The following is a 14627-nucleotide window of genomic DNA, read 5'->3' on the forward strand; positions in this document are numbered from 1 at the left end:
CGCAGGCCACAACCGCAGACGCGCCGGTTGCCGAAACGCCTGCGCCGGCAGCGGAAGAGGATCCGCGTAAAGCTGCCGTCGCCGCGGCCATTGCCCGCGCCAAAGCGAAAAAAGCAGCCGTGCAGGCCACAACCGCAGACGAGCCGGTTGCCGAAACGCCTGTGCCGGCAGCGGAAGAGGATCCGCGTAAAGCTGCCGTCGCCGCGGCCGTTGCCCGCGCCAAAGCGAAAAAAGCAGCTGCGCAGGCAGAAAGCTCACCGCCGCAGGCGGTACCGGCTGAACCTGAACCTGAAGACCCACGCAAAGCGGCCATCGCTGCGGCGGTCGCCCGTGCTAAAGCGCGTAAAGCGCAGCAGCAGCCTTCGACCACTGAGGAATAAATGGCCTTTCGTATCGCAAGCTCTCCCTACACCCATAACCGGCGCAGCACCGGTAACATAATGCTGCTGGTGGTACTGGCCGCCCTGCCCGGCATGGCGGCGCAGTGGTATTTCTTCGGCAGTGGTTTTCTGATCCAGGTTGTGCTGGCTATTGCGACAGCGCTGCTGACCGAAGCGGCGATACTGCGGTTGCGTCACAGCGCCGTTAAGCCGGTGCTGGCAGATAACTCAGCTCTGCTGACCGCGCTGCTGCTCGGGATCAGCCTGCCGCCGCTTGCGCCCTGGTGGCTAATTGTTCTGGGCACCCTGTTTGCGATTCTGATTGCCAAACAGCTTTATGGCGGACTGGGTCAGAATCCGTTCAACCCGGCAATGGTCGGCTATGTGGTGCTGCTGATCTCTTTCCCGGTGCAGATGACCAGCTGGCTGCCGCCCGATGCGCTGCAGGCGGTAAAACCGGACCTGATGGATTCACTCAGTATGGTGTTCCGCGGCCATACGCTGGCAGGCGAAACCATACAGCAGCTGCAGCTTGGGGTGGATGGCATCAGTCAGGCCACGCCGCTCGATACGTTTAAAACCGGACTGCGTGCCGGCCACAGCGCCGAAGCGCTTCACGCACAGCCCATCTACGCCGGGGTGCTGGCAGGGCTGGGCTGGCAGTGGGTCAACCTGGGCTATCTGCTGGGCGGCATGCTGCTGCTGGCAAAAAATGCGATTCGCTGGCATATCCCGGCCAGCATGCTGGCCTCGCTGGCGGTGTGCGCCACGCTCGGCTGGATCTTCTCGCCTGAGACGCTTAATACACCGCTCACCCACCTCTTTTCGGGTGCGACAATGCTGGGCGCATTCTTTATCGCCACCGATCCGGTTACCGCCTCCACCACTAACCGGGGGCGTCTGATCTATGGCGCGCTGATCGGTCTGCTGGTCTGGCTGATCCGCAGCTTTGGCGGCTATCCGGATGGCGTAGCGTTCGCCGTGCTGCTGGCAAATATCTGCGTGCCGCTGATTGACTACTACACTCAGCCGCGCGTTTATGGTCACCGGAAGGATTAAGGCATGATCGACGCTATTCGCAAAAACGCGGTGACGCTGGGGATGTTTGCCGTGGTGACGACCGGCGTAACCGCCGTGGTGAACTATGTGACCAAACCCACCGTTGAGCATCAGACTGCGCTGCAGCAGAAAAACCTGCTGGATCAGGTGGTACCGACCGCGCTGTACGATAATGCTATTCAGCAGGAGTGTTATCTGGTGCGCAACGCGGCGCTGGGTAACGAGCAGCCGCATCACCTGTATATCGCCCGTAAAGGCGACAAGCCGGTGGCCGCGGCGCTGGAAAGCACCGCCCCCGATGGCTACTCCGGGGCGATTCAGCTACTGGTAGGCGCCGACTTCAGCGGTACCGTGCTGGGCGTGCGGGTGATTGAACATCACGAAACACCCGGACTGGGTGATAAAATTGAGCTGCGCATCTCTGACTGGATCAACAGCTTTAATGGAAAACAGGTCAAAGGGGCCGATGACCCGCACTTTGCCGTGAAGAAAGATGGCGGCGATTTCGATCAGTTTACCGGTGCGACCATTACGCCGCGCGCGGTGGTTAACGCCACTAAACGCACGGCGCTCTATATTGAAACGCTGCCAGCGACGTTGCGTTCGCTGCCGGAATGTGGAGAAACACCATGAGTGAAGCGAAAAATCTGCTGATTGGCGGTTTATGGAAAAATAACTCTGCGCTGGTACAGCTGCTGGGACTCTGTCCGCTGCTGGCGGTGACCTCCACCGCAACCAATGCGCTGGGGCTGGGGCTGGCCACGACGCTGGTGCTGACCATTACCAACAGTGCCATCTCCGCCTCACGCCGCTGGGTACCGGCAGATATCCGCATCCCGATTTATGTGATGATTATCGCCTCGGTTGTCAGCTGCGTTCAGATGCTGATCAACGCTTATGCCTACGGTCTTTATCAGTCGCTGGGGATCTTTATTCCGCTGATTGTCACCAACTGTATTGTCGTGGGCCGCGCTGAAGCGGTAGCGTCAAAAAGCAGTATCCCGCTCTCCGCGCTGGATGGATTTGCTATCGGTATGGGCGCGACCTGCGCCATGGTCACGCTGGGATCCCTTCGCGAGCTGATTGGCAGCGGTACGCTGTTCAACGGTGCCGATCAGCTGCTCGGCCCGTGGGCAACCTCGCTGCGCATTGAAGTGGTGCACTTTGATTCACCTATGCTGCTGGCCATGCTGCCGCCCGGCGCCTTTATCGGTCTCGGCATGCTGCTGGCAGGAAAGTATCTTATCGATCAGAAAATGAAACAGCGCGCCGCGCTGCGCGCTGAAGCGGAAGCTAAAACAGTGGCTGCGCCAGGTGAAATCGGGAAAGCGGTGTGAATAAAGAGAAGCGCCTGCAGATCCTGACCCGTCTGCGTGATAACAATCCGCATCCGACCACTGAGCTGCAGTTCAGCTCACCGTTTGAACTGCTGATTGCGGTCCTGCTCTCGGCTCAGGCGACCGATGTCAGCGTAAACAAAGCCACGGCCCGTCTTTATCCGGTAGCGAATACCCCGGCGGCCATGCTGGCGCTCGGCGTTGACGGCGTCAAAGCGTACATTAAAACCATCGGGCTGTTTAACAGCAAGGCGGAAAACGTGATTAAAACCTGCCGCATATTGCTGGAGCAGCATGGCGGCGCGGTGCCGGAAAATCGTGCCGCGCTTGAGGCGCTGCCGGGCGTGGGCCGTAAAACCGCCAACGTGGTGCTGAACACCGCCTTTGGCTGGCCTACTATCGCCGTCGACACGCATATCTTTCGCGTCAGTAACCGTACACGCTTTGCGCCGGGTAAAAATGTGGAAGAGGTTGAAGAGAAACTGCTGAAAGTGGTGCCTGCCGCGTTTAAAGTCGACTGCCATCACTGGCTGATTCTGCACGGGCGTTATACCTGTATAGCGCGCAAGCCGCGCTGCGGGGCCTGCCTGATTGAAGACCTGTGCGAATACCGTGACAAGACGGAGATCTGAACGCGCGATGCCGTTTTACTGCACCGCGCGCCATTTTACGCTTCCGGGCTGCTCAGCGTAGCCCGTACATGCGGCAGGCACTGCGGATAGTGCTGCTGGATATATTCAATCATCTTCTCCCGCACGTAACAGCGCAGGTCAAAAGCGGTAGGTGAATTATGGGCCGTCATCAGTAGCCTGATGGTCATGGTTTTTTCAGTGGTCTCAGTGACCTGCAGCACCTGCGTCTCCCGATCCCAGAGCCGGGTTTCATTGAGTATTTTTTCAAAATGGTCGCGCAGCGGCTCCAGCGGCATAGAGTAATCCAGATAAAGAAATACGGAACCTAAAATCTGTGCGTTGTTACGCGTCCAGTTCTGGAACGGATTTTCCGTAAAATAGGTTATCGGCAGTACAAGGCGGCGCAAATCCCAGAGACGTACAACGACATAGGTCAGGTTTATTTCCTCAATCCAGCCCCACTCTTTTTCTACTACCACCGCATCATCAATTTTTATTGGCTGGGTAAAAGCAATCTGAATACCGGCAAACAGATTAACCAGCGACTTCTGTAATGCAAACCCGATAATTATACCGGCCACCCCGGCCCCGGCAAGGATCGTCGTGCCAAACTTGCGCACACCCGGAAAGCTCAGCAAAATCAAAGATAAACAGAGTGTCACCAGCACGACGATGACCACTTTTTTCACATACATGATCTGCGTGCGAATTTTTCGTGCGCGCAGGTTATTTGAGATATTTATGTCATAACGAATAAACAGCATGTCCTGCGCGACATTAATCATCCTGATCATCAGCGAGCAGAAGGATAATATAATAAAGATATGCAGTGTGGCATTAATAAAGCCAAGCGACTCGGGCTGAATATTAACATAATCTACGCCCGCGCTAATGAATAACAGCGGTAAAATAAGAAACATTGAGCCGCGCAGATGCTTTTCGAGAGATTTGAACAGTTTTTTATCACGCCCCTGCCAGTAACGGATCAGGCTGAGAAGAACAAATCGCGCCAGGAAGCCCAGTGCGAGCGACAGTGTGACGAGTAATACAGCAGGCACCCATTGCGGGACACCAGATAACTCACCCAGTATCAACGGCATCATTTTCCCTCATTGTTGACTGACGGCACGGCATCGCCAGTACGCTGAAAACACTGCCAGTTTCATCGTCAACGATAACCGGCACACAACATTTTGCTGACATGAGTATATGAAATTTATGAGAAACAGCGTCTGCCCGTTGCTGATTATTCGCCCGAAAAGGTGAGCTGATGTTTCCGTCAGCCGCAAACGGCGTCTGATGCCGGCTGAGCCGTGCCATGCTCTGCCAGTTTATCCGCCGGTAAAAAGACCCTGCCGCACCTGAAAAATGCAGTTTCTTTTTTCACCTGATTAATTAATTGGAAAATTTGTGCACCAGATCAACAAAGTAGCGTTTCGGAAACGCCACCCTGCGCTTTTAGCTCAACAATCAACCTATTGTGCCCAAAATTCACTATTAAGCAGCAATATATGCCGTATAAATATTCATCATTAGTCTGTTATTCTGTTTTACTGCCACCTGGCGGTTTATTTCAGTAAACGGGTTTCTTAAACCCATATATCGCATGTTTATTCTGTTACAATTGACTTACACCCTATTAAACACTAAGTCATCTCGCTTAGTCGCGAAGATCGCCCTGCCGGCATCGGGTATTCCAGCGTGTAAAAAATACTTGCCCTGTGGCTCCGATTCAGCCAAATTAGGCGCCGTTTTTCCTTTCTAATAACAATGTTGCGCGGGATGACCCAGACCGACGCAGACTTAATTCCTGTTACAAAACAGGCGATGTATAAACTGAGGTACACGTGTCAACTGCAAACAAACACACTGACGAGGCGGTAAGCCTCAACGCCTTCCGGCAACCTAAAGCATTTTATCTGATCTTCTCCATTGAGCTGTGGGAGCGCTTCGGCTACTACGGTTTACAGGCCATCATGGCGGTTTACCTGGTTAAACAGCTGGGGATGTCTGAAGCGGACTCTATTACGCTGTTTACCTCATTTAGCGCGCTGGTCTATGGCCTGGTGGCTATCGGCGGCTGGCTGGGTGACAAAGTACTCGGCACCAAGCGCGTGATTGTACTGGGCGTGATGGTGCTGGCGCTCGGCTATGCGCTGATCGCGTTTTCCGGGCATGACACCACGCTGGTTTACGTCGGTATGGCGACGATTGCCGTGGGCAGCGGCCTGTTCAAAGCGAACCCCTCTTCGCTGCTCTCGACCTGCTATGCGAAAGACGATCCGCGCATCGACGGCGCATTCACCATGTTCTATATGTCGATCAACATCGGTTCACTGTTCTCCATGATGCTGACGCCATGGCTGGCAGCGAAATATGGCTGGGGTGCCGCCTTCTCGCTCTCTGTCGTGGGGCTGGTGATCACGCTGCTTAACTTCCTGTTCTTTAAACGCCTGGTGAAAGAGTACGGTTCGAAGCCGGACTTTGCTCCGCTGCAGGTGGGTAAACTGCTGCTGACAATCGTGGGCGTCGCGGTGCTGATCGCACTCGCCACCTGGCTGCTGCATCACCAAAGCATTGCGCGCATGACGCTCGGCGTTGTTGCTCTGGGCATTGTTCTGATCTTTGCCAAAGAAGCGTTCACGCTGCAGGGTGCGGCGCGCCGCAAAATGATTGTGGCGTTTCTGCTGATGGTGGAAGCGATTGTATTCTTTGTGCTCTATATGCAGATGCCTACCTCGCTCAACTTCTTTGCGATCCGCAACGTAGAGCATGCCATTTTCGGCATCGCGTTTGAGCCGGAGCAGTTCCAGGCGCTGAATCCATTCTGGATCATGGTCGCCAGTCCGCTGCTGGCTGCTGTCTATAACAAGCTGGGCGATAAGCTGCCAATGCCACATAAATTTGCCATTGGCATGGTGCTCTGCTCCGGCGCGTTTCTGGTACTGCCGCTCGGTGCCGGCTTTGCAAATCAGGCAGGAATTGTCTCCGTCAACTGGCTGATCCTGAGCTATGCCCTGCAGAGTATTGGTGAGCTGATGATCTCCGGCCTGGGTCTGGCAATGGTGGCGCAGCTGGTACCCCAGCGTCTGATGGGCTTTATCATGGGCTCATGGTTCCTGACCACCGCGGGCGCAGCAATGATCGCCGGTAAAGTGGCCAACCTGATGGCGGTGCCGGAGAACGTGACCGATCCGCACACCTCACTGGCGGTTTACAGCCAGGTCTTTCAGCAGATTGGTATCGCCACCGGCGTTATTGCCCTGCTGATGCTGGTCACTGCCCCGCTGCTTAATCGCATGACGCAGGATGCGTCTGACGGTGCACTGAAGCGCGCCGGCGCCAGCGAGTAACCGCATACGGCTCTGCGTTATGCCATCTCTGATGGCGTCGCGGAGCCGCTTTTCTCCTGATAAGTTCCTTCCCATCTCCCTTTTTCCCTTGTAGTTTACTCAGAGTCCGCTATCCGGCGTGCCGCATTTGTCACGTCACTCATATCATTTGTTGAGGAGATGCAACAATGAAACTCTATTGCAAGCCCGGTGCCTGTTCCCTGTCCCCCCATATTGTCGCCCGCGAATGCGGCCTCGACTTTACGCAGGTGAATGTTGATTTGCAGAGCAAGCTAACGGAACAGGGCGAAGATTACTGGCAGATCAACCCTAAAGGTCAGGTCCCGGCGCTGCAGTTTGATGACGGAACGATACTGACAGAAGGCGTAGCGATTGTGCAGTATCTGGCGGATCTCAAACCCGATTATCACCTGCTGGCCCCGACCGGCAGTCTGACGCGCTACCATACACTGGAGTGGCTGAGTTTTGTCAGCAGCGAGCTGCACAAGGGATTTACGCCGCTGTTTCGCCCCGATACGCCAGACGCGTACAAGCCTCAGGTGCGTGCTCAGCTGGAGAAAAAGTTTCAGCTGGTGAATACGGCGCTGGAGGATAAACAGTGGCTGCTGGGCACACGCTATACCGTGGCCGATATCTATCTGTATGTGGTTACGCGCTGGGCAAAAGCAGTGAAGCTGCAGCTCGACGGAATGCCGGCGCTGGACGCGTGGTTTGCCCGCGTGAGTGAGCGTCCGGCGGTTCAGGCGGCGCTGCAGGCAGAAGGTCTGGCGTAAGCCTCGCGGCAGGCCGGCGCGGTGACCGGCCTGCCGTACGATTACAGTTTTTCTGCCGCGAAATGCTGCTGCGGCTGCGCAATAGCGTCCTGTGCCGCGACCAGCTGCAGCTCATACTCTCCCATCTGGTGGGTTTTCAGCATCACTTCATATACCGCTGCAGTGACATGCTCCAGCGCCTGCTGCAGCGATTTACCGTGCAGCAGATCCACCAGCAGCAGACCGCTGGTCAGATCGCCCACGCCTACCGGCTGACGTACGCCAAAGTCCACCAGCGGGCGGCTGATATGCCAGCACTCATCAGCGGTAACCAGCAGCATCTCAAAGCGGTCGCTGCGCCGGCCGGCACGCGCCAGATGTTTGACCAGCACCACTTTCGGCCCCTGCGCAATCAGCAGACGCGCCGCATCCACTGCCTGATCAATATCAGCAACCGTCTGCCCGCTCAGCATTTCCAGCTCCAGCAGATTGGGGGCAATCAGATCGCTGGCCGGCAGCGCCTGTTTACAGTGAAACTCTGCCACACCCGGCGCCACGATACAGCCTTTCTCCGGATGCCCCATCACCGGATCGCAGAAAAACCAGGCGTCCGGGTTAGCGGCTTTAACTTCACGCACGATCGCCAGAATCTGCTCACCCTGCTCTGCCGACCCCAGATAACCGCTGAGTACGGCATCGCAGGTTTTCAGGCGATCGATAGCGGCAATGCCGTTGACAATCTCAGTAAGATGGCTGGCCGGCATGACCGTACCGGTCCAGTGACCATACTGAGTGTGATTGGAAAACTGAACGGTATTCAGCGGCCAAACGTTTGCGCCCATGCGGCGCATCGGGAACTCTGCCGCGCTATTACCGGCGTGGCCAAACACCACGTGAGACTGAATTGCGAGAATATTTTTCATTATAACCCTGTACTGCCTTGCCATGAAAAAGGGCCGGAAACCGGCCCTGACACCTTACTGCCAGTTTATCAGGCAGTAGTGTTTTTTGCCGCGACGCAGCAGCGTAAAGCGGCCAAACAGCTTGTCGCTGTCGCTGAAACGATACTCGGCATCCGACTGTTTCTCTCCGTTCACAGAGACCGCATTAGAGCCGATCATGGTACGGGCCTGACCGCGTGACGGCACCAGCTCAGCGGCAACCAGCGCCTGCTGCAGTTCGTCTTCCGCGCTGAGCGCGATAACCGGCATGCCGTCCTGCGCCAGCTGCTCAAAGTCTGCTTCGGTCATGTCGCTCAGGCTGCCTGAAAACAGGCTTTCTGTGATGCGTCTGGCCGCAGCCAGTCCTGCATCGCCGTGTACCAGGCGCGTGACCTGCTCGGCCAGCACGTACTGAGCGCGCGGCGCTTTGCCGCTGTTTTTGTCTTCTTCTTCGAGCGCGTTGATCTCATCCAGGCTCATGAAGGTAAAGAACTTCAGGAAGCGGTAAACATCCGCGTCAGCGGTGTTGATCCAGAACTGATAGAACTTATAAGGACTGGTTTTTTTCGCGTCCAGCCAGACGGCGCCACCTTCGGTTTTACCGAACTTGGTGCCGTCTGATTTAGTAATAAGCGGTACGGTCAGACCAAAGGCCTGCTGCTGATGCAGACGACGTGTCAGGTCGATACCCGAGGTGATATTTCCCCACTGATCAGAGCCGCCAATCTGCAGCACCACGCCATAACGCTTATAAAGCTCGGCAAAATCGTAGCCCTGCAGCAGATTGTAAGAGAATTCAGTGTAAGAGATCCCCTGATCCTCACGATTCAGACGCTGTTTAACCGCTTCGCGGTTGATCATCTGATTAACAGAGAAATGCTTACCGATATCGCGCAGGAACGTCAGCACATTCATGCCGCCGAACCAGTCGTAGTTATTCGCGGCGATAGCGCTATTATCTCCGCAGTCAAAGCTGAGGAATGGGGCAACCTGGTTGCGGATTTTTTCCACCCACTCACCTACGGTTTCACTGGTATTGAGCTTGCGTTCCGCTGCTTTAAAGCTGGGATCGCCAATCAGGCCGGTGGCTCCACCCACCAGCGCAACCGGCTTGTGTCCGGCATCCTGAAAACGCTTCAGGCAGAGCAGCGGCACCAGATGGCCCAAATGCAAGCTATCAGCGGTAGGGTCAAAGCCGCAATAGAGGGCAATTGGCCCTTGCGCCAGTCGCTCTGCTAACGCTTCTTCATCCGTTACCTGGGCCACAAGGCCCCGTTCCTGCAATTGTTGTATCAGGTTACTGCTGGTCATCACTGACTCCAAATTGATCGGGCTGCACCTGGGCTGGTACACAGCTTTCCGCTACGATGCGGAGACGAAAAAAAAGAGGGCTATAGCATAAAGCGCTGACGCTTACGGCGCCAGCGCTGAAACCGGGAAAAGCAGGTTTTACGGCGCTAACCGGTCAATCGTCCAGCCATTCTCACTGCGCTGATAGAGAAAACGATCGTGCAGCCGGTGTTCGCCGCCCTGCCAGAACTCCACGGCAGTAAACCGCACGCGGTATCCGCCCCAGAAAGTGGGCAGCGGGACGTCACCCTGCTGGAATTTCTGTTTGAGTTCCAGAAACTTGCTCTCCAGCACGCTACGCGCAGAGATGCGGCTCGACTGTTTTGAAACCCAGGCACCAATCTGGCTGTCGCGCGGCCGGCTATGGAAATATTTCATGACCTCCAGCGGCGAGAGTTTCTCTGCTTCGCCCAGCACCATCACCTGACGCTCCAGAAAGTGCCACGGCAGATGCAGTGAGATGCGCGGATTGTCTGCCAGCTGCAGCGCCTTCCGGCTACCGAGGTTAGTGTAAAAGATAAAGCCCTCAGCATCGTAGTGCTTGAGCAGTACAATGCGCTGATACGGCTGACCGCTGCTATCTACTGTCGCCACCGTCATGGCGGTGGGATCGGGCAGCTGCGCGGCACACGCCTGCTGCAGCCACTGTTCAAACAGGATCAGAGGATCCTCCGGCAAATCTTTGCGCCGCAGGCCGCCGCGGGTATATTCCCGGCGCAGATGGGCAATCTGTTGCAGGCTGTCGCTGTCGCTCATAGCGTCTCTCTTAACTCTCTTAAGACCGGTGGGTGTTTGCCGCATCCTGCAGTTCGCAGTCGTTGATAATCACTCTGTCATTGCGCTCAACAAAGGCGCTGGTGCCTTTCGACCAGAAAACATAGTGGCCGTCGCTGTAGCGCGCGCCGGATGCGGATACTGTCTGTTTCAGCGTCAGCGGTGTGCCGTCAAGAATAAAGCTGACCTGTTCTTTGCTGTTATCCAGCGTGACCGTCAGCGGCAGCGTACCGCACTGATAGTGCAGCGTTTCGGGCTGTGGCGCTGACTGCTGCAGCATACCGCAGCCGCTCAGTGCCAGGCAGCCCGCTGCCAGCATATATCTTTTCATTGCTTCTCCTTATCGTGTCGGCCGGCTATTCGCCGGATAGATCGCGCCCAGCACGCTCATTTCACGCGCCCCGGTAACGGCAGGCAAATTGCCTGGCAGACCAGAAAGGGTTCTGAACGCCAGCCAGGCAAAGGCCAGCGCTTCCATATCATCCCCGCTGACGCCCGCAGCATCGGTAGGGGTAACTTCCGTGCCGGGAAGATGCGCCGCGAGCCGCGCCATGAGCAGCGGATTGCGGCCACCTCCGCCGCACACCAGCAGACGGTCGCAGCCGTTACTGAGCTGGATCTGCTGTGCAATTGTCAGCGCCGTCAGTTCGCTTAGCGTAGCCTGCACATCCTCCGGTGCCAGCGCCGGAAAAGCCTGCAGCTGACGCTCTATCCAGTCAGGATTAAAGTACTCCCGCCCGGTGCTTTTCGGTGGCGGCAGCGCAAACCAGGGATCGTTCAGCATCTGCTCCAGCAGCGCGGGCACGACCTGTCCGCTGGCGGCCCAGGCGCCGTTATGATCGTAGCTTACCCCCTGATGACGCCAGATCCAGGCATCAATCAGCATATTGCCAGGTCCGGTATCAAAGCCCCGCACCGGCTGCCCCGGGATCAGCAGCGACAGGTTAGCGATGCCGCCAATATTCAGCACCATGCGGCGTTCACTGCTGTCCATGAGCAGCGCCTGATGAAACGCAGGCACCAGCGGCGCACCCTGCCCGCCCAGCGCCATATCACGCCGGCGAAAATCGCCGACTACGGTCACGCCGGTGGCGGCGACAATCTGGTTATTATCGCCAATCTGCAGCGTATTGGGGGCCGCGCTGCCGGGTTCATGCCAGACGGTCTGACCGTGGCAGCCTATTGCCACAATGTCCTCTGCTTCCAGCGCCTGCTGACGCATCAGGGTCACCACCGCTTCGGCAAACAGCTTACCCAGTGCGGTATCGAGCTGCCCGAGCTGCGATAGCGTCAGTGGCTGTCCCTGACATATAGCCAGTACCTGCTGGCGCAGGGCGGGCGGAAACGGGTGACAGTAGCTCGCCTGCTGCGCCACCATGTGACTATCGATAGCCGCCAGCACCACATCCACGCCATCCAGACTGGTGCCTGACATAACCCCTATATAGCGTCCTGACTTTATCACGATAGCTCCTCATTATCCGGCGGATGCCGGCGCCGGCATTCTGCTGATGCCGCCCCTCTAATACGATGATAACTTTCTGCTTTTCACTCTGCCATGCGCAGTACGGCAGAGCAGAAATATTTTTACCGGCTGATTGAATTTTTGTTGATGAGGCATACTCTATGCTGCAACGCTGGCACTGATTGTGCGGCATCGCATCCATGCGCCGCTTTCTGTCTTATACTCTGTGCAGAGCAGGATGAGAACATGGCGTTTTTTATAAAGGAGCTTTCTGATGATTAAGCGTTTCATAGCCGTGGCCCTTGCCGGTGTAACGCTGGCAGGCTGTGTCAGCAATGACACCCTTTCGGGCGATGTTTACAGCGCCAGTGAAGCCAAACAGGTTCAAAATGTGTCGTACGGTACGCTGGTATCAGTGCGCCCGGTTAAAATTCAGGGTGGCGATGACAGCAATGTGATTGGCGCCATTGGCGGTGCGGTGCTGGGCGGTTTCCTGGGTAACACTATCGGCGGCGGTGCGGGTCGCAGCCTGGCAACTGCGGGCGGTGCGGTACTGGGCGGCGTTGCGGGCCAGGGTGTACAGGGTGCCGTCAACAAATCCAACGGCGTTGAGCTGGAAATCCGCAAAGATGATGGAAATACCATCATGGTCGTGCAGAAGCAGGATGCCAGCCGTTATTCACCGGGACAGCGTGTCGTACTGGCCTCCAACGGCAGCCAGGTCACGGTTTCTCCGCGCTAACTCTGCTGCACAAAAAAACCGACGCCAGGCGTCGGTTTTTTTATTTTTCGCGATGCTGTAATTCCAGAATATTCTTCTCAAGTCGTGCAATCAGCGTGACCATTTGATTGATCTCTTCTGCGCTGATCCCGGCCAGAATATCGTCGCGGGTGGCATCAATAACATGCTCGACCTGCCCGATAATCGGTGCGGCTTCTTTGGTCAGCCGGATGCGCTTCGCCCGCCGATCGTTTGCGCAGGTGGAGCGGGTGATCAGTCCCTTCTCTTCCAGCTGATCCAGCGTGCGCACCAGCGAGGGCTGCTCAATACCGATCGCTTTAGCCAGCTGGATCTGCGACTGTTCTGGCGGAAGTTGATGAATATTATGCAAAGTCACCCAGTGGGTTTGGGTCAGCTCCAGCGGCTTCAGGCGCTGATCGATTAACGCGCGCCAGATGCGCACCAGGCGCGACAGGTCGGTTCCAAGCGGCGTATCCATTTCATCTCCTTATAATTAGCTTGCTAGCTATCAAGCCAGATTTTACACTATTTTGCGAGTTTAGAGGATAAAATACAAATAGCAGGCCAGGCCTCGGGCGGCTTCACCGGGGAATGATGCGGCTTAACGGCCTGCCCGGTCTCTGCTCGCTCGCGAAGCGTACGCTGGCCCAGCCGCAGCAGGCGCTGCCGGAGTCGTTACCGGCAATATTTTGCCCACTGGTTCTGAAAGTCGTTTTGCAGCTGCTCAAGCGCTTTACGATCTTCAAACCGGCTTTTGTCCTGTTCGGTTTCCGGCCTGATCACCAGTGCTTTTTCATCATAAGAGTAGATAAACCGACGGGTCAGTGTGGTTCCGGTAAAGCTGCGCCCCTGAATGGAGCCGCAAACCACCGGCATAGTCTGCGTATAGATTGCCGTATTAAGGAAGTTGGTTTCACTGGCGCTGCGCAACACGTTCTGGCAATGGTGCTTTTCCAGCTGCTGCACACTGCGCGCTGTCAGCCACTCCCGCCCGCGGGCAATATGCTCGCAGCTGGCGCGCAGCGGGCTGGTATCTATATTGCGCTGAAGCTGACGGCTGGCGTCGAGACGTAACTGTGTTTCCCTGGGTCGATCGCACCCTGCAAGTAACAGTGCCAGCAGCACTATCCCTAAGCTTTTCATTCCTGCCCCTGAGTGGTTCCCTCTGACTGTATCACTATGATAGAGCGGAATAATCGTCCTGAGTAGCATTAAACGTTGTCAGAATTTTATTGCAGCGGGCAGCCCTTTCTGTGCTGCCCGCCGTTGATCAGATTACGCCACAGGCAAGGCGCGCGCCTCCGCCTCCCAGCGGTTCAGGATGATCTGCATGATTATCACCGCCCACGTGGACCATCAGCGCTTTACCTTTGATATCACCAAGTGATTTAAGGCGCGGGGCGACAACCGGATAGCTGGCTTTGCCGTCATCTGTGACATACAGCGCCGGCAGATCGCCGAGGTGCCCGCTGGCATAAGGACCGAGGTGTTTGCCGCTATTCTGCGGATCCAGATGGCCGCCCGCTGCGCCGGCTGCCACGGTTTTCCCCTGTGACTCACCCGGCTCACAGCTGCCTTTGGCATGCACATGGAAGCCGTGAATACCCGGTTTCATTCCGGACAACGCCGGCGTAAATTGCAAACCGTAATCCGTTTCCGTAATCGTCACGTTGCCCACGGCCTCGCCGACCCCCTGTGCAGAAACCTGATGCAGCGTGACCTCCTGAGAAGCGGCAAGTGCACCCGCCGAACAGGCCAGCGTCACAAGAGCAATAAGCGTTCTTTTCATAACGTCTCCTTACAATTGACAGACTGAGTAAGTCTGGACGCTTTTTGCCCGCG

16 protein-coding genes and 1 pseudogene are annotated in these 14627 nt (G+C 56.4%); 8 read left to right on the plus strand and 9 right to left on the minus strand.

Going from position 1 to position 14627, the window contains the following annotated elements; genetic code table 11:
• The 5 genes and pseudogenes from B3041_RS09220 to nth form a co-directional block, all read left to right on the plus strand.
• Positions 1–380, plus strand: a pseudogene (locus B3041_RS09220) (electron transport complex subunit RsxC); the annotation flags it as partial.
• Positions 381–1439 (plus strand): electron transport complex subunit RsxD, encoded by a 1059-nt coding sequence (rsxD, locus tag B3041_RS09225; protein WP_065649443.1) that lies wholly within the window; start codon positions 381–383, stop codon positions 1437–1439.
• A 3-nt stretch (positions 1440–1442) separates the two neighbouring features.
• A complete protein-coding gene (gene rsxG / locus B3041_RS09230) occupies positions 1443–2072 on the plus strand; it encodes an electron transport complex subunit RsxG (RefSeq protein ID WP_065649444.1) in 630 nt (209 codons plus the stop codon).
• Positions 2069–2776 carry an electron transport complex subunit E gene (locus B3041_RS09235; RefSeq protein ID WP_292971632.1) on the plus strand — a complete coding sequence of 236 codons (708 nt, stop codon included), beginning with the start codon at positions 2069–2071 and terminating at the stop codon, positions 2774–2776. Before rsxG ends, B3041_RS09235 begins: the two co-directional genes overlap by 4 nt.
• The gene (gene nth, locus B3041_RS09240) at positions 2773–3408 is read left to right on the plus strand and encodes an endonuclease III (RefSeq protein ID WP_292971635.1); all 636 of its coding nucleotides are present in this window, start codon (positions 2773–2775) and stop codon (positions 3406–3408) included. Before B3041_RS09235 ends, nth begins: the two co-directional genes overlap by 4 nt.
• A 35-nt stretch (positions 3409–3443) precedes the next feature.
• On the opposite strand, the gene B3041_RS09245 is transcribed toward nth, so the two are convergent.
• Positions 3444–4508, minus strand: a complete 1065-nt coding sequence (locus B3041_RS09245; protein WP_206099911.1) for a mechanosensitive ion channel family protein — start codon at positions 4506–4508, stop codon at positions 3444–3446.
• A 747-nt stretch (positions 4509–5255) separates the two neighbouring features.
• Between B3041_RS09245 and dtpA the strand changes: the two genes are divergently transcribed.
• Positions 5256–6761 (plus strand): dipeptide/tripeptide permease DtpA, encoded by a 1506-nt coding sequence (gene dtpA / locus B3041_RS09250; protein ID WP_065649448.1) that lies wholly within the window; start codon positions 5256–5258, stop codon positions 6759–6761.
• Between the two features lie 167 nt (positions 6762–6928).
• Complete coding sequence (gstA, locus tag B3041_RS09255; protein ID WP_065649449.1) at positions 6929–7534, plus strand: glutathione transferase GstA; 606 nt, start codon at positions 6929–6931, stop codon at positions 7532–7534.
• A gap of 41 nt (positions 7535–7575) precedes the next feature.
• On the opposite strand, the gene pdxY is transcribed toward gstA, so the two are convergent.
• The 5 genes from pdxY to anmK all read right to left on the minus strand — a co-directional run bounded on the left by pdxY (position 7576) and on the right by anmK (position 12040).
• A complete protein-coding gene (gene pdxY / locus B3041_RS09260; RefSeq protein ID WP_065649450.1) occupies positions 7576–8436 on the minus strand; it encodes a pyridoxal kinase PdxY in 861 nt (286 codons plus the stop codon).
• A 54-nt stretch (positions 8437–8490) separates the two neighbouring features.
• Positions 8491–9765, minus strand: a complete 1275-nt coding sequence (gene tyrS, locus B3041_RS09265; protein ID WP_292971641.1) for a tyrosine--tRNA ligase — start codon at positions 9763–9765, stop codon at positions 8491–8493.
• Positions 9766–9903: 138 nt separating this feature from the next.
• Positions 9904–10560 carry a pyridoxamine 5'-phosphate oxidase gene (pdxH, locus tag B3041_RS09270; RefSeq protein ID WP_065649452.1) on the minus strand — a complete coding sequence of 219 codons (657 nt, stop codon included), beginning with the start codon at positions 10558–10560 and terminating at the stop codon, positions 9904–9906.
• A gap of 19 nt (positions 10561–10579) precedes the next feature.
• Entirely contained in the window at positions 10580–10909 is a 330-nt protein-coding gene (locus tag B3041_RS09275; RefSeq protein WP_065649453.1) for an MliC family protein, read from the minus strand.
• A gap of 9 nt (positions 10910–10918) precedes the next feature.
• Entirely contained in the window at positions 10919–12040 is a 1122-nt protein-coding gene (anmK, locus tag B3041_RS09280; protein WP_065650478.1) for an anhydro-N-acetylmuramic acid kinase, read from the minus strand.
• 277 nt (positions 12041–12317) lie between these two features.
• On the opposite strand from anmK, the gene slyB reads away from it, so the two are divergent.
• Positions 12318–12785, plus strand: coding sequence for an outer membrane lipoprotein SlyB (gene slyB, locus B3041_RS09285; RefSeq protein ID WP_039384159.1), 468 nt, complete (start codon positions 12318–12320; stop codon positions 12783–12785).
• Positions 12786–12825: 40 nt separating this feature from the next.
• Here slyB and slyA read toward each other — a convergent pair whose 3' ends face one another.
• From slyA to sodC, 3 genes are all read right to left on the minus strand, one after another.
• Positions 12826–13263 carry a transcriptional regulator SlyA gene (gene slyA / locus B3041_RS09290; protein WP_039384157.1) on the minus strand — a complete coding sequence of 146 codons (438 nt, stop codon included), beginning with the start codon at positions 13261–13263 and terminating at the stop codon, positions 12826–12828.
• 197 nt (positions 13264–13460) lie between these two features.
• Positions 13461–13928, minus strand: coding sequence for a hypothetical protein (locus B3041_RS09295; protein WP_065649454.1), 468 nt, complete (start codon positions 13926–13928; stop codon positions 13461–13463).
• A 127-nt stretch (positions 13929–14055) separates the two neighbouring features.
• On the minus strand, positions 14056–14574 hold the full coding sequence (gene sodC, locus B3041_RS09300; RefSeq protein WP_065649455.1) for a superoxide dismutase family protein: 519 nt from the start codon (positions 14572–14574) through the stop codon (positions 14056–14058).
• Between the last annotated feature and the right edge of the window lie 53 nt (positions 14575–14627).

Origin of the sequence: Pantoea sp. UBA4549, from assembly GCF_002387285.1 — a bacterium.
GTDB lineage: Bacteria > Pseudomonadota > Gammaproteobacteria > Enterobacterales > Enterobacteriaceae > Pantoea > Pantoea borealis.